Below are 16,189 nucleotides of genomic sequence, written 5' to 3'. Positions count from 1 at the left end.
TTGGACAGCGGGGCCGGCCAGCGCGTCCCGCTTCCGACCAAGCTCGCCTACGGCTTCGGCGCGATCGCCTATGGCATCAAGGACAACGGCTTTCAGGTCTTCCTGCTGCTGTTCTACAATCAGGTCGTCGGCCTGCCTGCCGATACGGTGGGCCTTGCGATCATGGCGGCGCTGTTCGTCGACGCCTTCGTCGATCCGGCGATCGGCGTGCTCAGCGACCGGACGCACAGCCGCTGGGGCCGCCGACACCCGTGGCTCTACGCATCGGCGATCCCGATCGCGCTCAGTTGGGTGCTGCTGTGGAACCCGCCATCGCCCGACACCATTCCCACGGTGCTTTATCTCTTCCTGATCGCGATCCTCGTCCGCACCGCGATTTCGACCAACGAGGTGCCATCGGTCGCGATGGTGCCCGAACTGACGCGCGATTACCACGAGCGCACCGCCGTCATTCGCTATCGCTATCTGCTTGGCTGGGCGGGCGGGCTCGCCATGCTGATGCTCGCTTATGGCTGGCTGCTCGCCCCGCCCCACGGCGCGCCGACCGGGCCGCTGGCGCCCGCCGGCTATCGTCACTTCGCGCTGCTCGGCGCGGCGATCATGTTCGTCAGCGTCGTGGGCTCCGCGCTCGGCACGCATCGCCGCATGGCACGCACGCCGCAGACGCGAATACACGAGGCGACGCTGGGCGAGACGTTCCGCGGCATCGCGCATGCGCTCAGCAACCGCGCCTTCCTGGTCCTGATGGCCGCCGGCATCTTCGCCTATGTGAACCAGGGCATCAGCTTTGCGATGAGCAACTATCTGCTCGGCTTCGTCTGGCTCTTCAGCCCGTCCGACTTCCTCACCTACGCCATCGTGCTGTTCGCAGGCGTGTTCGCCGCCTTCTTCATGGTCACGCCCATCGCCCGCGCGCTGGGCAAGAAAGGCGCAGCGGCGCTGCTGTCGGTGCTGTCGTCGATCTTCGCGACGATCCCCTATTGGGCGCGGCTCGCCGGGGTCTTCCCGAGGCCCGGCGACGCCGCGATGCTGCCCATCTTCTTCGTCTGCCTCGGGCTGGCGACCGGGTTCGGCGTCTGCATCATGATGCTCGGTGGATCGATGATGGCCGACGTCGTCGAAGCATCGGAGGAACGGACCGGGCGGCGCGACGAAGGCCTGTTCTATGCCGGCTATTTGTTCATGCAGAAATGCACCTCGGGCTTTGGCATCTTCGGCGCGAGTCTGATCATCGCCTTTGCCGGCCTGCCGGCCAAGGCCGTGCCGGGGCAGGTGGCGGAGGATGTTCTCGATCGCGCCATGATCGGCTTTGCCGGCGCAACGATCGTCATCGGCTGTGTTTCGGCACTGATCTTCATGCGCTTCCCCTTCGGTCGCGCAGAGCATGAAGCGCGACTTGCCACGCTTGCCGTAGCGGCAAGTGGCGACGTCCCCGAAAAAGGCGGCAATCCGCAGATTTCGGGACTGGCCGACTCGGATTTGGGCTGACAAAAGGCCCGCAAACCAAAGCAGGAGAGTGTCGTGGACTTTACCCTCACCGACCGTGAAACGCATTGGCGCGATCGCGTCCGCGACTTCATCGAGAAGCATGTCCGCCCCCGCGACAAGGATTATCATGACCAGCAGGCCGAGGGTGGCCGCTGGAAAGTGCTTCCCGTCATCGAAGAGGAAAAGGTCCGCGCCAGGGCCGCCGGCATCTGGAACCTGTTCATGCCGCCGGGCTCGGGGCACGCTCCGGTCGACGACACGTTCGAATTTGACGGCCCCGGCCTCTCCAACCTCGAATATGCGCTGTGCGCCGAGGAAATGGGTCGCATCGGCTGGGCGTCCGAAGTGTTCAACTGCTCGGCGCCCGACACCGGCAACATGGAAGTGCTGCTGCGCTACGGCACGCGCGCGCAGAAGGACGAGTGGCTGAAGCCGCTGATGGACGGCGAGATCCGTTCGGCGTTCCTGATGACCGAGCCGCAGGTCGCCTCGTCCGACGCGACCAACATCGAGACGCGCATCGATCGCGACGGCGACCATTATGTGCTCAACGGCCGCAAATGGTGGTCGTCGGGTGCGGGCGATCCACGCTGCAAGATCGCGGTCGTCATGGGCAAGACCAACTTCGAGGCGCAGCGCCACGCCCAGCAGTCGATGGTGCTGATGCCCCTCGACGCGCCGGGCGTCACCATCCTGCGCCACCTGCCCGTCTTCGGCTATGACGATGCGCCGCACGGTCATATGGAAATCGAGCTGAAGGATGTCCGCATCCCGGTCGACAACATGCTGCTGGGCGAAGGCCGCGGATTCGAGATCGCGCAGGGTCGCCTTGGGCCGGGCCGCATCCATCATTGCATGCGCACGATCGGCGCCGCCGAGGAAGCGATCGGCAAGATGGCCAGGCGCCTCCTCTCGCGCGTCGCCTTCCGCAAGGCCGTCGCCGAGCACAGCATCTGGGAACAGCGCATCGCAGAGGCGCGTATCGACATCGAGATGTGCCGCCTCCTCTGCCTCAAGGCCGCCGACATGATGGACAAGGCGGGCAACAAGGCCGCTCAGGCCGAGATCGCGATGATCAAGGTCGCCGCGCCGCGCATGGCACTGCGCGTCATCGACGACGCGATCCAGGCGCATGGCGGCGCCGGCGTCAGCGAGGATTTCGGGCTGGCGCGCTCCTATGCCGGCATCCGCACGCTGCGCCTCGCCGATGGCCCCGATGAAGTCCATAACCGCGCCATCGCGCGGCTCGAATTCGGCAAGCATGGCGGGCGCGAAGCGATCGCCGCCGCCAAGGCAGGAGTCGTCAAATGAAGGCTGCAATCCTCCGCACGCCCGGCCAGCCGCTGACGATCGAGGACGTCACGATCGCGGCGCCCGGCCCACGCGAAGTGCTGATCCGCACGGCGGCGGTCGGCGTCTGCCGGTCGGACCTGCATTTCGTCGATGGCGCCTATCCCCATGCCCTGCCCGCCATTCCGGGGCATGAAGCCGCCGGCATCGTGGAAGCGGTCGGATCGGAAGTCCACACGGTCAAGCCCGGCGACGCCGTCGTCACTTGCCTCAGCGCCTATTGCGGCCACTGCGAGTTCTGCGTGACCGGCAATCTCTCGCTCTGCCTGGGCGGCGACACCCGGCGCGGTTCGGGGCAGCCCCCGCGCCTCACGCTCAGCGCGGACGGCAGCGTCGTCAATCAGATGCTCAACCTGTCGGCCTATGCCGAACAAATGCTGGTGCACGAAAATGCCTGCGTCGCCATCAACCCCGAAATGCCGCTCGACCGCGCCTGCGTGATCGGCTGCGCGGTGACGACGGGTGCCGGCGCGGTGTTCCATGCCGCAGACGTGTCGCCGGGCGAGACGGTGGCGGTCGTCGGCTGCGGCGGGATCGGGCTCGCCGCGATCAATGCCGCGAAGATTGCGGGCGCCGGGCGCATCATCGCGCTCGATCCGGTGCCCGAGAAGCGTGAGCTGGCGAAGAAGCTGGGCGCGACCGACGCGGTCGACGCCACCTCGCCCACCGCCGTCGCCGAAGTCGTCGAGCTGACCAAGGGCGGCGTGCATCACGCGATCGAGGCGGTCGGGCGTCCGGCGTCGGGCGATCTGGCGGTCGGCGTCCTCCGTCGCGGCGGTACTGCAACGATCCTCGGCATGATGCCGCTGACGCACAAGGTCGGCCTCTCGGCGCTGGATCTGCTCTCGTCGAAGAAGCTGCAGGGCGCGCTGATGGGCGGCAATCGCTTCCCGGTCGATATCCCCCGCCTCGTCGACTTCTACATGCGCGGGCTGCTCGACCTCGACAGCATCATTGCCGAACGCATTCCGCTCGATCAGATCAACCACGCCTTCGACCAGCTTCGCAAAGGCGACGCGACGCGCAGCGTGGTGACTTTCGGATGAGCGGATCGGCGCAGGAGACGATGACGGGCACCATCGCGGTGCCAGAGAAGGACCGGCTCGACGAAGCGCGGCTGTCCACATGGATGGCCGCCAACGTCGAGGGGTTTGTGGGGCCGATCAGCCTCAGCAAGTTCAAGGGCGGCCAGTCCAACCCGACCTATCGGGTCGATACGCCCAACCGATCCTACGTGCTGCGCCGCCAGCCCTTCGGCCCGCTCCTGCCCTCCGCGCATGCGGTGGACCGCGAGTTCCGGGTGATCGCGGCGCTTCATCCCACCGGCTTCCCGGTTGCGACGCCCTATGGCCTGTGCACCGATCGCAACGTCATCGGATCGATGTTCTACGTCATGGGGCTCGCCGAAGGCCGCAACCTGTGGGACGGGGCGCTGCCCGGCTGCACGCCGGGGGAGCGCACGGGCATCTACCACGCGATGATCGACACGCTCGCGCGGCTCCACAATATCGATCATGAGGCCATCGGCCTCGGCGATTATGGCAAGCCGGGCAATTATTTCGAACGCCAGGTCGCGCGCTGGACCAAGCAATATCGCGCCTCGGAAACCGAGACGATCCCGGAGGTCGACAAGCTGATCGACTGGCTGCCGACCACGGTGCCGGCGCAGGAGCGCGTCTCGATCGTCCACGGCGATTTTCGCATCGACAACATGATCATGGCCGCCGACGAGCCGCGCGTCGTCGCCGTGCTCGATTGGGAATTGTCGACGCTCGGCGATCCGCTCGCCGATTTCTCCTATTTCCTGATGAACTGGGTGACCGAGCCGGAGGGGCGCTCAGGCATTCACGGCCTCGACCTCGCAGCGCTGGGCATCCCGACGATCGAGCAGGCGGTCGAGCGTTATTGCGCGGCCACGGGTCGTGAGGGCGTGCCCGACCTCAACTGGTATTTCAGCTATAATCTCTTCCGGCTGACCGGCATCGTCCAGGGTATCAAGAAACGCATCGTCGACGGGACCGCCAGCTCGGCGCAGGCCGAAGCGACGGCAGCGCGCGTGCCGGGCCTGGCGAAGGCCGCGTGGCATTTCGCCCAGCTCGCCGGCGCAAAATAAAGGGACGAAGGAGAGGCCCGCCCATGCAATTGTTCGATCTCACCGGCAAGGTCGCCGTCATAACCGGATCGTCGCGCGGCATCGGCAAGGCGATCGCCGAAGCGATGGCGGATCATGGCGCTAAGGTCGTGATTTCCAGCCGCAAGCAGGATGCCTGCGATGCCGTCGCAGCGGAAATCAACGCCGCGCATCCGGGCGCCGCGATCGCGGTCGCCGCCAACATTTCGGACAAGGCCGGGCTGCAGCATCTGGTCGATGAGGCGCGCCGCGCCTTCGGCCGGATCGACATCCTCGTCTGCAACGCCGCGTCCAATCCCTATTACGGGCCGATGGCCGGCATCGCTGACGAGCAGTTCCGCAAGATCCTCGACAACAATATCGTCGCCAACCACTGGCTGATCTCGATGGTCGCGCCGGAGATGCGCGCGCGGCGCGACGGTGCGATCGTGATCATCTCATCGATCGGCGGGATCAAGGGATCGACGGTGCTCGGCGCCTATTGCATCTCCAAGGCCGCCGACATGCAGCTCGCGCGCAACCTGGCCGACGAGTTCGGGCCGGATGGCGTGCGCGTCAACTGCATCGCGCCGGGGCTGATCCGCACCGATTTCGCCAAGGCGCTCTGGGAGGATCCGGAGACGCTCAAGCGCTCCACGCACAATGCGCCGCTGAAGCGCATCGGCGAACCGCACGAGATTGCGGGCGCCGCCGTCTTCCTCGCCTCGCCTGCCGGCAGTTTCATGACCGGGCAGACGATGGTGATTGACGGCGGGGCGACCAGCACGGGAGGATATTCATGAGGCTCGAAGGCAAGATCGCGATCGTCACCGGCGCCGGATCGGGCATCGGTCGCGCCACCGCGCAGCGCTTCGCGATGGAAGGCGCGCGCCTCGTGATCGGCGACATGAGCGAAGGCGTGTTCGAAACCGCGACCTCGATCGGCGATGCTGCGATCGCGATGCAGATGGATGCCGGCAACGAAGCCGATGTCGAGAAACTCGTCGCAACCGCCGTCGATCGCTTCGGCGGGCTCGACATCGCCTATGCCAATGCCGGCATCTCGGGCGGGCTCACCGGTATCCTCGATCATACGGTCCAGGAATGGGAGACGATCCTGCGCGTCAACCTGATCGGTCCCTTCCTCGTCATCAAGCACGCCGCGCCGGTGATGATGAAGGCGGGCAAGGGATCGATCATCTGCACTGCCAGCGTCGCCGGTATCCGGTCGGGCGCGGGTTGCCCCGCCTATTCGGCATCGAAGGCGGGCGTGATCAATCTCATCAAGACCTCGGCGCAGCAGATGTCGGGCACCGGCGTGCGCGTCAACGCGATCTGCCCGGGCCTGATCCAGACCGGCATGACCCAGCGCGCGTTCGACTATGCAGAGGAAAAGGGCGTGACAGACAGGATCGGCCGCCTCAATCCGCTGCGCCGCGCCGGCCAGCCCAGCGAGATCGCCAACATGGCGCTGTTCCTTGCCTCCGACGAGGCGAGCTATGTCAACGGACAGGCAATCGCCGTCGATGGCGGACTGTCCTCATCGCATCCGGTTACCCGTCAGGAGACGGGCAAGACGGCAGCCTGATCAATTCTGCTCCGTTCGTCCCGAGCATGGTCGAGGGACGCGGGGCGCGAACCAAGCGTGTCTCGACTTCGCTCGACACGAACGGATGAAGGAAGGAAAGATAATGTCATCCCCCATCACCACCGAGCGCCATGACGACGTGCTCGTCATCATCTCGAACAACCCGCCGGTCAACGCGCTGGGCGCCGCCGTGCGCCTGGGGCTGGACGCGGGGCTCAAGGAAGCGCTCGCCGACGACAGCATCAAGGCGGTCGTCATCCGCTGCGACGGCCGCACCTTCTTCGCGGGCGCCGACATCACCGAATTCACCAAGCCGCCCGTAGAGCCGCTGCTTCCCGCCGTCGTCGACATGATCGAGGCGAGCAGCAAGCCGGTCGTCGCCGCCATCCACGGCACCGCGCTCGGCGGCGGGCTCGAGGTGACGCTCGGTTGCCATTATCGCGTCGCTGTGCCCTCGGCGAAGCTGGGCGTGCCTGAAGTGAAGCTCGGCCTGCTCCCAGGCGCGGGCGGCACGCAGCGCCTGCCGCGCGTCGCGGGCGTGGAGGCTGCGGTCGAAATGTGCGCGACCGGCACGCCTATCTCCGCCGGGAAGGCGCTCGAGGTCGGGCTGGTCGACAAGCTGGCGGGCGAGGACAGCCTTGCCGCCGACGCTATCGCCTTCGCGCGCGAAGTCGTCGCCAAGGGCCCGCGCCCGACACGCGCGCTGCCCGTCAAGGGCGATCCCGCCGCGATTGCGGCCTTTGCCGAAGCCAATGCCAAGCGCTTCCGCGGCTTCGATGCACCCGCCGCCAACATCGCCTGCGTCGAGGCGGCGACCCGCCTGCCCTTCGACGAAGGCATCGCGTTCGAACGCGAGCAGTTCATGAAGCTGATGTTCGGCAGCCAGTCGGCCGCCCAGCGCCACATCTTCTTCGCCGAACGTCAGGCCGCGAAGATCGACGACGTTCCCGCCGACATCAAGCTGCGCGACATCAGGAAGGTCGGCATGATCGGCGCCGGCACGATGGGCGGCGGCATCTCGATGAACTTCCTGACCGCCGGCATCCCGGTGACCATCGTCGAGATGAAGGAAGACGCGCTGGAGCGCGGCGTCGGCGTGATCCGCAAGAATTACGAGGCATCGGCCGCCAAGGGCCGCTTCACCGCCGAGCAGGTGGAAGGCGCGATGGGCCGGCTGACCCCGACGCTTTCGCTCGACGATCTCGCCGACTGCGACCTGATCATCGAGGCGGTCTACGAGAATATGGACGTCAAGAAGGAGGTTTTCGGCAAGCTCGACAAGATCGCCAAGCCCGGCGCCATCCTCGCGTCCAACACCAGCTATCTCAACATCGACGAGATCGCGACGGCGACCAGCCGCCCGCAGGACGTACTCGGCCTCCACTTCTTCTCGCCGGCCAACGTCATGAAGCTGCTGGAAGTCGTGCGCGGCGCCAAGACCGCGCCCGACGTGCTGGCGACCGCGATGGCGGTGGCGAAGGCGATCGGCAAGGTCGCGGTCGTCGCCGGCGTCTGCGACGGCTTCATCGGCAACCGCATGCTCAAGCCGCGTCAGGTCGAGGCGATGAACCTGCTGATGGAAGGCGCGACGCCCGCGCAGATCGACAAGGTCCATGTCGATTTCGGCATGCCGATGGGTCCGTTCCAGATGAGCGATCTCGCCGGCGTCGACATCGGCTGGCACCGCGATCCGACCCGGATCGAGAATGTCCGCGACGCGCTTTGCGCGGTCGGCCGCTGGGGCCAGAAGACCGGCAAGGGCTTCTACGATTATGACGAGAAGCGCCGCCCGACCCCGTCGGCCGAAGTGCAGCAGATCATCGACGATTTCGCCGCCAAGGCCGGCAAGACCAAGCGCGCGATCAGCGACGAGGAAATCATCGAGCGCACGCTCTACACGATGGTCAACGAAGGCGCGCTGATCCTCGAGGAGAAGATGGCGCAGCGCGCATCGGACATCGATGTCGTCTGGGTCTATGGCTATGGCTGGCCGGTCTATCGCGGTGGCCCGATGTTCTGGGCCGACCTCGAAGGCAATGACAAGATTGCTGCGGGCCTCGAGAAGCACGGCTATCCCGTCGCCAAGCTGCTCAAGGAAAAGGCCGAGGCCAAGGGCAAGTTCAACCGATAAGCTGGCAGCGAAATCGCGTCATGCGCAAACCCGGATCAGTCGCCTCGCTCGAAACGCTCGGGCGAGTGCGGCTGTCCGACAATTTCTTCATGCGCGATTTCCTTTACTCCGAGATCGCCAACTTTCTCGGCGTTCCCAACATGCCCGACGACCCTGATCTCGCGATCGAGATGGGCTCGCGTCTCTGTCAGGAACTGCTCGAGCCGCTCCAAGAGCGCTTTGGCCGCGTCTCGATCCGTTCCGCGTACCGCTCGGTGGCGGTCAACGCTGTCGGCAACGAACATGGCTTCAACTGCGCGTCCAACGAATCCAACTACGCCGGACACATCTGGGATCGCCGCGATCGGAACGGCTTCGGCGGCGCGACAGCCTGCATCGTCGTCAATCGCTTTATCCCCTATTATGAAGCGACGGGAGACTGGCAGGCTATGGCCTGGTGGGTCCACGATCATTTGCCGCATGGTGGCATGGAGTTCTTCCCCAAACTCGCAGCCTTCAATCTCCGTTGGCGCGAGCAGCCGGAGCCGTCCATCTACAGCCACATAGCGGGCGCCAGAGGCTGGCTCGCCAAGCCGGATGCGCCCGGCCGTGGCACTAACCACGCCGACCGCTATGCGGCTTGGCTCGCATGGGAGAGGCAGGCGCCATGACGAGCAGCGCGTTCCGCATCGAACCCGTCGGCTGGGTCCGCACGGCCCGGCGCGAGGCGGTCGACGATGACTGGGATTCAGTCGCCTCGACGATCGAGCTCGATGGCGCGACGTACGACGCGTCGGCGCTGGCCGGCCTGTTGGACTTCTCGCACGTCGAGATTCTCTATCTTTTCGACAAGGTCGCGCCCGATGCGGTCGAGCGCGGCGCGCGGCATCCGCGCGGGCGCACCGACTGGCCCAGGGTCGGCATCTTCGCCCAGCGCGGCAAGAACCGGCCCAACCGCATCGGCGCGACGATCGCGCGGCTGCAGGGCGTCGAGGGTCTGACGCTGCGCTTGGCCGGGCTCGACGCGATAGACGGCACGCCGGTAATCGACATCAAACCGGTGATGCAGGGTTTCCTGCCGCGCGGGTTGGTGCTTGAGCCCGCCTGGGCGAACGAGATCATGCGCAGCTACTGGAAGGCGTCCGATGACTGAACGGGGAGCGATCGAGACCGCGCGCGCCATCGCGACAGGCGAGACGAGCGCACGCGCCGAATGCGAAGCAGCAATCGCTCGGATCGCGCAGCGAGACCCCGCGATCAACGCCGTCGTCATTCGCGATTTCGATCGCGCCCGCGCGGCGGCGGACGCCGCCGACGCTCGCCTGAAAGCCGGCGAGGCCGCACCACTGCTGGGCGTGCCGATGACGGTCAAGGAATCCTTCGACGTCGCCGGATTGCCGACGAGCTGGGGCTTCCCGCAACACCGCGATCATATCGCCGCAGCCGATGCGCTTGTCGTCCGCCGCCTGAAGGCGGCCGGCGCAGTCATTCTGGGCAAGACCAACGTGCCCGTCGGACTGACCGACCTTCAGGCGGTGAACCCGATCCACGGACGCACCCGCAACCCGCACGACGGCTCGCGCACTTCGGGCGGATCCTCGGGCGGCGCGGCGGCGGCGCTGGCGGCGGGCATGGTGCCGCTCGAATATGGATCGGATATCGGCGGATCGATCCGCACGCCCGCCCATTTCTGCGGCGTGTGGGGTCATAAGTCGAGCTATGGCCTCGTCTCGTCCGAAGGCCATTTCTTCCCCGGCACCGATGGCGCGGATGCCCCGTTGGGCGTCGTCGGGCCGCTGGCGCGCAATGCCGAGGATCTCGCGCTTGCGCTGCTCCTGACGGCCGATTTCACGCCCCCGCCCGCACGGATCGAGACGCTGGCCGGCGCACGCATCCTGCTGCTCGCCAGCCACCCCGTCGCGCGCGTGGACGGCGCGATCGTCGCGGCGATCGAGAAGGCCGGCGAAGCCTGCGCCGTGGCCGGAGCAAGCGTCGATCGGCAATCCGCGCTGATGCCCGATCTGGAGGCCATGCACCGCGATTATATGCGGATGCTCAACATGGCGCTGACGCGGGGCCTTGCTCCCGGTCGCGAGGCGCCGACGCTGACCCACTGGTTCGATCAGCGCGACCGGCAGGCGCGTGCCGAACGCGGCTGGCGCGCCTTGTTCGACGATTATGACGCGGTGTTTGCGCCGGTCTGCGGCACCACGGCCTTCCCGCATGACGACGAGGCCGATCTGCGCAAGCGCCGCCTGATCATCGACGGCGAGGCGACCGATTTCGCGGCGCAATTCGCCTGGGCGGGGCTGGCGACCTATCCCGAGCTGCCGTCGACTGCGGTGCCGATCGGAGTGGATGCGGGCGGATTGCCGATCGGAATGCAGGTGATCGGCCCGCGCTGGGCGGACCGGACGACGACCATGATCGCGGAACTGGCGCGCCGCGCGCTGGCTGGCTGATCAGCGGCGGAAGCGCTGGACATTGCCCCAGCGCGTATCCTCGAACGAGATGAAAGCTGTGGCGTTGTCGCCGAGCGGGATCGCCGCCGCACCGTAGAAGCCGCGCGCGCCGCCCGTGCCGACCATGAAGCCGACCTCGCCATGGATCTGGCGGCTCGGGCCGTCGCCGCCCAGCGCCTGCGCCTGCGCCTGCGCGGCATCGACCTTTTCCTCGCTGCCCTGCGCGAGCAACGCTTCCTTCTCCTCAGGCGACAGGCGGATGACCTGCCCGGTCGCAACGGGCACATCGCTCACCACAGCCTGCGCCCATGCGGGCGCGGAACAGGCGAAAAGCCCGGCCATCGCGGGAACGAGCAGGGTGCGAGCCGTGATCATGCGGCGACCCTGCGCCTTTCTTCCTGAAAGCGCAATGAACGACATCATGCCAGCCGGTCGCGCAGTTCGCGCTTGAGGACCTTGCCGATCGCGCTGCGCGGCAACTCGTCGATCGCATGGAGCGCGGACAGACGCTGCGTCTTGCCGAGCTTCGCATTGACCGCCGCGAGCAGCGCCGCAAGATCGAGGCCTTCGTCGCCGACCACGAAGCCGACAGGCGTCTCGCCCCAATCGGGATGCGGCACGCCGACCACCGCTGCATCGATCACGCCCGGCTCGGCGCGGAGCACGGCCTCCAGATCGCTCGGATAGATGTTGAACCCACCCGAGATGATCATGTCCTTCGCGCGGTCCATCAGGATCAGGAAACCGTCCTCGTCGAAGCGCCCGATATCGCCGTGGCGGATATAGCGCCGTCCCTCGGCATCGAACCATTCCGCGGCCGCGCTGGCCTCGGCGCGATTATGATAGCCAGTCATCATCGCCGGCCCTCGCCCCACGACCTCGCCGACGCCGCCTTGCGCGACTTCGCGTCCTTCCTCGTCGATCAGCCTGATCTCGTTCCCCAGGGCAGGCTGGCCGACCGTATGGAGCTTGTCGGGATATTGGTGCGCAAGCAGCAATGTCGCAGCGCCACCTTCGGTCATCCCGTAAATCTCGATGAGCGCGCCCGGCCAGCGCTTCACCACATCGGCCTTCAGCTCGGCCGCGAATGGCGCGCTGGTGCAGGTCTTCATCCGGTAGGCCGACAGGTCGAAGCTGTCGAAATCGGGCTGCGCCATCAGCCGCCGATACTGGACGGGGACGAGCATGGCGTGCGTCACGCGCTCGCGCTGGCTGAATTCGAGGAAACGGCGCGCGTCGAACTTGCGCATCAGCACGACCTTGCCACCCGCCGCGAGGGTCGGGAGGAAGCTGACCAGCGTGGTGTTGGAGTAGAGCGGCGTCGAGTTGATCGTCACAGCATCGGGCGCATAGCCGAGCGGGAGGCCGCGCTGGATATGGCTCCAGCGCATCGCGTGGCTCTGGACGATGCCCTTGGGCGCGCCCGTGGTGCCCGAAGAATAGATGATGTTGAACGCATCGCCCGGCGCGACGGCGACAGGCGTGGGCCGGCTGCCTTCGGGCACGATCCAGTCGGCCAGCGGCTCGCCTTCGGCCATGGCGTCGAGCGCGATGCGGGCAACACCGGCGGGCGTCTCGAGCGCGACCGTCGCATCGGCGAACAGATGGCGCGCGCTGCAATCGGCGATCATCGCGGCCTGCGCCTCGGCCGTCGCCGACGAGGTGAGCGGCGCCGCCACGCCCCCGGCCCGCAGCGCCCCCAGATAGGCGGCGGCATAGGGAATCGAATTGACCCCGACGATCGCGACCGCCTGCCCCGGCGCCAGCCCGTCCGCCTGAAGCCGGGCGGCGATGCGATCGACGAGGCTGTCGATCGACCGCCAGTCGATCGCGCCATCTTCGTCGACGATCGCGATGTCGTCCGGCCGCTCGGCCGCGTGGGCGGCGATGAGTTGCGATACCGTGGCGAATTCCTGCTTCAGCAGGTCTGTGGCTCTCTCCATGGCCCAGCGATAGGCGAGTCGCGGGGCGGAATCGAGGCGCGGCGCAACCTTTCCGCCGCTCGTGCGCGCACTTCGTCGCACCCCATCGCCCCGTCCGCTCGACTCGCCGCAAAGATGAATGGTTTGAAAGCGCGCGGTCTTTTCTCGTTAACCCGATGCCGCCAGACAGGCTTCAACAGTTCGGGCCGGGGAAAATCCTGAATGCTTGGTCGCCTCAGCGCCATTTTCGGCGCGTGTATTCTTGCGCTCTCGGCAATCGTCGCCGTGACGCCCGCCTCCGCCCAATTCTGGCAGTGCGCACCCTTCGCCCGCGAAGTGTCGGGCATCGACCTGCACGGCAATGCCGGCACCTGGTGGGCGCAGGCCGATGGACGCTATGAGCGCGGCCACAGCCCCGAAATCGGTTCGGTAATGGTGATCAAGCCCAGCCACGGCATGCGCGTCGGCCATGTCGCGATGGTCAGCCGCGTCGTTTCCGACCGCGAAGTGCTCGTCACCCACGCCAACTGGTCGCGCCGCGGCGGCGTGGAGCGCGACGTTCGTGTGGTCGACGTCTCGGCCACGGGCGACTGGAGCCAGGTCAAGGTGTGGTACGCGGCCAATCGCGATCTCGGCACCAGCAGCTATCCGGTCTATGGCTTCATCTACGCCAAGGGCGCCCCGGTCGAAGCCGAAGCGCCCTCGATCCAGATCGCCTCGCGCAGCGGCGGCATGACCCGCTCGCTGCGCTAGGCCTCAATCGCAGACGCGGACGCGGCGCCAGCCATAGCCGTCCCACTGGCGATCGTTCCAACAGCGCGGCGCATAGCCGTAATAGGGTCCGGGAGCATAGTAGCCCGGCGCATAATAGCCGCCATAATAGGGCGCGCCGCCATAGTAGCCGCCGCCATAATATCCACCGCCATAATAGCCGCGATTGCTCGAGGCGATCGCCGCACCGACGCCGAGGCCAAGGAGGCCGGCGCCGATGGCGAGGCCGGTGCGATCCCCGCGATAATAGCCGCGGCCGCCCCAATGGCCGCCGCCATGCCAGCCGCCACCGCCGCGATAATAACCACCGCGCCCGCGCTGGGCCTCGGCGGGGGTGGTCGCCAGAACCATCGCGCCGACGCTGGCGACCGAAAGTGCGATCTTGCCGAACATCGAATTCATCTCGTCCTCCAACAGAGCAGTCCCTGTGCCGTCATCGGCGACATTGATTGCCTTTCTGACCGGGTTCGTCTGAACATGTGGGGAACCGGTCGTTCACCTGCAATTCAACCGCAGAGCCCCGGTCCGGTTCCAGCAGAGATGCAGCGTCACGCTGCCTCGTGTAGGAAATGGCCGAAATACGCGATTCCCGTCGCACGAAGTTGAGAAAGTTGAGAGGCTGGGGCCCTATCCCGTCAACTTGCGCATCCGCATCGCCGATCACGCGGATGACAATGTTTAACATGGGCGATACCCGGTAGGACAGCATAAGGAACATCGATGATCTGGCTGCTGTTGCTCATGGAAGCCCCGATCGACTCGATCCGTGCCGAGGTCGCCCGTGCGCCGGCGCCGGTGCAGGCCTTCATCGCCCGTCGCGCCAACTGCAATCACTGGAGCGGCGAAGAGCCTTATGACGATGAGCGTGCGCGCCAGATCGTCCGCGCATTGGGCTCATTGAAATGCAACCGGATCGAAGCCGACGAGCTGGTGCTGAGGCGACGCTATGCCGCGCACGCCGATCTGATCGCGCTGATTGACCGCACGAGCGAGATTGAGGGCTGGTGATCCCGCCTGCCGCGCCGCCTGGCCTCAGGCCGCCACGACAGGAGAAGGGATGCCGGCGAACTGGTCGAACGCCCTGAGCGCGTCGGCGGCGTACATCAGCGCAGGGCCGCCGCCCATATAGACGCACATAGCCATCGTTTCGGCGATTTCCTGCCGGCTCGCGCCCATGCCCGCCAGCGCCTTGGCGTGGAAGCCGATACAGCCGTCACAACGCTGGGTCACGCCGATCGCCAGCGCGATCAGTTCCTTCGTCTTGGCGTCGATCGCGCCATCCGCGCCAGCGGCGCGGGCCATGACATGGAAACCCTGCATAGCCTCCGGCGCGAGCTTGCGCAGCTGCGCGCTGTAGGCGGCGATATCAGTCGTGATGGCTGCATAATCCTTGGACATGGGCTCTTCCTAATTTCATGGTTTTATGATATTAGGATAATATGAAATTAGAATCCAGCCCCCAGATGTCCCCGATCGACGCAATGCAGGCGAAAGCGGGCGGCGTCGCTGCCTTCCTGAAGGGGCTGGCCAATCCCCAACGCCTGCTGATCCTCTGCCAATTGGCAGAAGGCGAGAAATGCGTCGGCGACCTCATTGCCGCTACCGGCATCGCCCCTACGTCGATGTCGCAGCATCTGGCGCGACTGAAGGACGAGGGGATCATCGGGTTCCGGCGGGATCACCGCACTCTCTTCTACGCGATCAGCCACCCGGCGACACACGCGCTGATGGCGGTACTCTACGAGCAATTCTGCAAGGAGTGACGACATGACCGGACTGGCCGAGATTAGTGCCGAGGAAGCGCAGGCGAGGCTTATGGTGGGCGAAGCGGCGCTGATCGACGTGCGCGGGGCGGACGAGTTCCGCGCCGCTCACATACCTTATGCGGTGTCGCTGCCGCTCGGGGGGCTCGGGGCTACAATCGCTGCGGGCGGGCTGCCGGCGAAGACCATGCTCATCTTCCAGTGCGCCCGCGGCGCGCGTAGCGTGGAGGCTTGCCGGATCGCCGCCGCGGCAGGGTCGGAAGCGGAGGTGCGCAGCCTGCGCGGCGGGATCGAAGGCTGGCGCGCGGCGAAGCTGCCGCTCATCGGCAATGCCGGCGTCTCCATTTTCCGCCAGGTGCAAATCACGGTCGGCCTGCTTGTGCTCGCCACTACCCTCGCGGGGCTGGCCGGCGTGACCGGCGCATTCTATTTCGCCGCATTTTTCGGCGCGATGCTGGCATTCGCCGGCATCAGCGGGTGGTGCGGATTGGCGATGCTGCTGGCGCGGATGCCCTGGAATCGTCCGACCGGCCTCTCCGCCTGATCCCCCCCCGGAATCGCGCGGGCCGGAGATGCTTGTTTGCATCTCCGGCCCGCATGCCGCCTTTGGCGAGGGATTGGCGCC

18 protein-coding genes are annotated in these 16,189 nt (G+C 66.5%); 14 read left to right on the top strand and 4 right to left on the bottom strand.

The features are described 5' to 3' along the window. The 10 genes from AC3WT0_RS17495 (at position 1) to AC3WT0_RS17450 (ending at position 11,108) form a co-directional block, all read left to right on the top strand. Entirely contained in the window at positions 1 to 1,488 is a 1,488-nt protein-coding gene (locus AC3WT0_RS17495; protein WP_492754723.1) for an MFS transporter, read from the top strand. 33 nt (positions 1,489 to 1,521) lie between these two features. Continuing rightward, positions 1,522 to 2,799, top strand: coding sequence for an acyl-CoA dehydrogenase family protein (locus AC3WT0_RS17490; protein WP_492754722.1), 1,278 nt, complete (start codon positions 1,522 to 1,524; stop codon positions 2,797 to 2,799). Beyond that, entirely contained in the window at positions 2,796 to 3,884 is a 1,089-nt protein-coding gene (locus AC3WT0_RS17485) for a Zn-dependent alcohol dehydrogenase (protein WP_492754721.1), read from the top strand. Before AC3WT0_RS17490 ends, AC3WT0_RS17485 begins: the two co-directional genes overlap by 4 nt. Before the next feature lie 20 nt (positions 3,885 to 3,904). Further along, positions 3,905 to 4,951, top strand: a complete 1,047-nt coding sequence (locus AC3WT0_RS17480) for a phosphotransferase family protein (protein WP_492754720.1) — start codon at positions 3,905 to 3,907, stop codon at positions 4,949 to 4,951. A gap of 23 nt (positions 4,952 to 4,974) precedes the next feature. Continuing rightward, positions 4,975 to 5,751 (top strand): SDR family NAD(P)-dependent oxidoreductase, encoded by a 777-nt coding sequence (locus AC3WT0_RS17475; RefSeq protein WP_492754719.1) that lies wholly within the window; start codon positions 4,975 to 4,977, stop codon positions 5,749 to 5,751. Next, positions 5,748 to 6,536 (top strand): SDR family NAD(P)-dependent oxidoreductase, encoded by a 789-nt coding sequence (locus tag AC3WT0_RS17470; RefSeq protein ID WP_492754718.1) that lies wholly within the window; start codon positions 5,748 to 5,750, stop codon positions 6,534 to 6,536. Before AC3WT0_RS17475 ends, AC3WT0_RS17470 begins: the two co-directional genes overlap by 4 nt. A 103-nt stretch (positions 6,537 to 6,639) precedes the next feature. Beyond that, on the top strand, positions 6,640 to 8,667 hold the full coding sequence (locus AC3WT0_RS17465; RefSeq protein ID WP_492754717.1) for a 3-hydroxyacyl-CoA dehydrogenase NAD-binding domain-containing protein: 2,028 nt from the start codon (positions 6,640 to 6,642) through the stop codon (positions 8,665 to 8,667). A 65-nt stretch (positions 8,668 to 8,732) separates the two neighbouring features. Beyond that, positions 8,733 to 9,317, top strand: a complete 585-nt coding sequence (locus tag AC3WT0_RS17460) for a hypothetical protein (RefSeq protein WP_492754716.1) — start codon at positions 8,733 to 8,735, stop codon at positions 9,315 to 9,317. Further along, positions 9,314 to 9,799, top strand: a complete 486-nt coding sequence (locus AC3WT0_RS17455) for an SAM-dependent methyltransferase (protein ID WP_492754715.1) — start codon at positions 9,314 to 9,316, stop codon at positions 9,797 to 9,799. Before AC3WT0_RS17460 ends, AC3WT0_RS17455 begins: the two co-directional genes overlap by 4 nt. Continuing rightward, complete coding sequence (locus AC3WT0_RS17450) at positions 9,792 to 11,108, top strand: amidase family protein (protein WP_492754714.1); 1,317 nt, start codon at positions 9,792 to 9,794, stop codon at positions 11,106 to 11,108. The genes AC3WT0_RS17455 and AC3WT0_RS17450 overlap by 8 nt, the downstream gene beginning before the upstream one ends. Here the strand turns inward: AC3WT0_RS17450 and AC3WT0_RS17445 are convergent, their stop codons facing one another. After that, complete coding sequence (locus tag AC3WT0_RS17445) at positions 11,109 to 11,483, bottom strand: hypothetical protein (RefSeq protein WP_492754713.1); 375 nt, start codon at positions 11,481 to 11,483, stop codon at positions 11,109 to 11,111. Between the two features lie 44 nt (positions 11,484 to 11,527). Next, positions 11,528 to 13,051 (bottom strand): class I adenylate-forming enzyme family protein, encoded by a 1,524-nt coding sequence (locus AC3WT0_RS17440; RefSeq protein WP_492754712.1) that lies wholly within the window; start codon positions 13,049 to 13,051, stop codon positions 11,528 to 11,530. Positions 13,052 to 13,252: 201 nt separating this feature from the next. Here AC3WT0_RS17440 and AC3WT0_RS17435 point away from each other — a divergent pair, with 201 nt between their 5' ends. Next, positions 13,253 to 13,783: a CHAP domain-containing protein gene (locus tag AC3WT0_RS17435; RefSeq protein WP_492754711.1), complete on the top strand. Its 531-nt coding sequence runs from the start codon at positions 13,253 to 13,255 to the stop codon at positions 13,781 to 13,783. A gap of 3 nt (positions 13,784 to 13,786) precedes the next feature. Here AC3WT0_RS17435 and AC3WT0_RS17430 read toward each other — a convergent pair whose 3' ends face one another. Next, the gene (locus AC3WT0_RS17430; protein WP_492754710.1) at positions 13,787 to 14,203 is read right to left on the bottom strand and encodes a hypothetical protein; all 417 of its coding nucleotides are present in this window, start codon (positions 14,201 to 14,203) and stop codon (positions 13,787 to 13,789) included. 318 nt (positions 14,204 to 14,521) lie between these two features. Here AC3WT0_RS17430 and AC3WT0_RS17425 point away from each other — a divergent pair, with 318 nt between their 5' ends. Continuing rightward, positions 14,522 to 14,809, top strand: a complete 288-nt coding sequence (locus AC3WT0_RS17425; protein ID WP_492754709.1) for a hypothetical protein — start codon at positions 14,522 to 14,524, stop codon at positions 14,807 to 14,809. A 24-nt stretch (positions 14,810 to 14,833) separates the two neighbouring features. Here the strand turns inward: AC3WT0_RS17425 and AC3WT0_RS17420 are convergent, their stop codons facing one another. Continuing rightward, complete coding sequence (locus tag AC3WT0_RS17420) at positions 14,834 to 15,199, bottom strand: carboxymuconolactone decarboxylase family protein (RefSeq protein WP_492754708.1); 366 nt, start codon at positions 15,197 to 15,199, stop codon at positions 14,834 to 14,836. A 65-nt stretch (positions 15,200 to 15,264) separates the two neighbouring features. On the opposite strand from AC3WT0_RS17420, the gene AC3WT0_RS17415 reads away from it, so the two are divergent. After that, positions 15,265 to 15,564 carry an ArsR/SmtB family transcription factor gene (locus AC3WT0_RS17415; RefSeq protein ID WP_492754707.1) on the top strand — a complete coding sequence of 100 codons (300 nt, stop codon included), beginning with the start codon at positions 15,265 to 15,267 and terminating at the stop codon, positions 15,562 to 15,564. Positions 15,565 to 15,568: 4 nt separating this feature from the next. Beyond that, positions 15,569 to 16,108 (top strand): rhodanese-like domain-containing protein, encoded by a 540-nt coding sequence (locus AC3WT0_RS17410; RefSeq protein ID WP_492754706.1) that lies wholly within the window; start codon positions 15,569 to 15,571, stop codon positions 16,106 to 16,108. Positions 16,109 to 16,189: the final 81 nt, after the last annotated feature.

Source organism: Sphingomonas sp. EU05-FHT14C10 (genome assembly GCF_058790595.1).
The sequence above is the reverse complement of the archived record's forward strand: the minus strand, read 5'-3'. Positions and strand labels throughout refer to the sequence as shown.

Bases quoted from the DNA above. Each gene is read 5' to 3' on its own strand.
- AC3WT0_RS17485 (WP_492754721.1), top strand. From the start codon at position 2,796: ATGAAGGCTGCAATCCTCCGCACGCCCGGCCAGCCGCTGACGATCGAG.
- AC3WT0_RS17480 (WP_492754720.1), top strand. From the start codon at position 3,905: ATGACGGGCACCATCGCGGTGCCAGAGAAGGACCGGCTCGACGAAGCG.
- AC3WT0_RS17475 (WP_492754719.1), top strand. From the start codon at position 4,975: ATGCAATTGTTCGATCTCACCGGCAAGGTCGCCGTCATAACCGGATCG.
- AC3WT0_RS17470 (WP_492754718.1), top strand. From the start codon at position 5,748: ATGAGGCTCGAAGGCAAGATCGCGATCGTCACCGGCGCCGGATCGGGC.
- AC3WT0_RS17465 (WP_492754717.1), top strand. From the start codon at position 6,640: ATGTCATCCCCCATCACCACCGAGCGCCATGACGACGTGCTCGTCATC.
- AC3WT0_RS17455 (WP_492754715.1), top strand. From the start codon at position 9,314: ATGACGAGCAGCGCGTTCCGCATCGAACCCGTCGGCTGGGTCCGCACG.
- AC3WT0_RS17450 (WP_492754714.1), top strand. From the start codon at position 9,792: ATGACTGAACGGGGAGCGATCGAGACCGCGCGCGCCATCGCGACAGGC.
- AC3WT0_RS17445 (WP_492754713.1), bottom strand. From the start codon at position 11,483: ATGATCACGGCTCGCACCCTGCTCGTTCCCGCGATGGCCGGGCTTTTC.
- AC3WT0_RS17440 (WP_492754712.1), bottom strand. From the start codon at position 13,051: ATGGAGAGAGCCACAGACCTGCTGAAGCAGGAATTCGCCACGGTATCG.
- AC3WT0_RS17435 (WP_492754711.1), top strand. From the start codon at position 13,253: ATGCTTGGTCGCCTCAGCGCCATTTTCGGCGCGTGTATTCTTGCGCTC.
- AC3WT0_RS17430 (WP_492754710.1), bottom strand. From the start codon at position 14,203: ATGAATTCGATGTTCGGCAAGATCGCACTTTCGGTCGCCAGCGTCGGC.
- AC3WT0_RS17425 (WP_492754709.1), top strand. From the start codon at position 14,522: ATGATCTGGCTGCTGTTGCTCATGGAAGCCCCGATCGACTCGATCCGT.
- AC3WT0_RS17420 (WP_492754708.1), bottom strand. From the start codon at position 15,199: ATGTCCAAGGATTATGCAGCCATCACGACTGATATCGCCGCCTACAGC.
- AC3WT0_RS17415 (WP_492754707.1), top strand. From the start codon at position 15,265: ATGTCCCCGATCGACGCAATGCAGGCGAAAGCGGGCGGCGTCGCTGCC.
- AC3WT0_RS17410 (WP_492754706.1), top strand. From the start codon at position 15,569: ATGACCGGACTGGCCGAGATTAGTGCCGAGGAAGCGCAGGCGAGGCTT.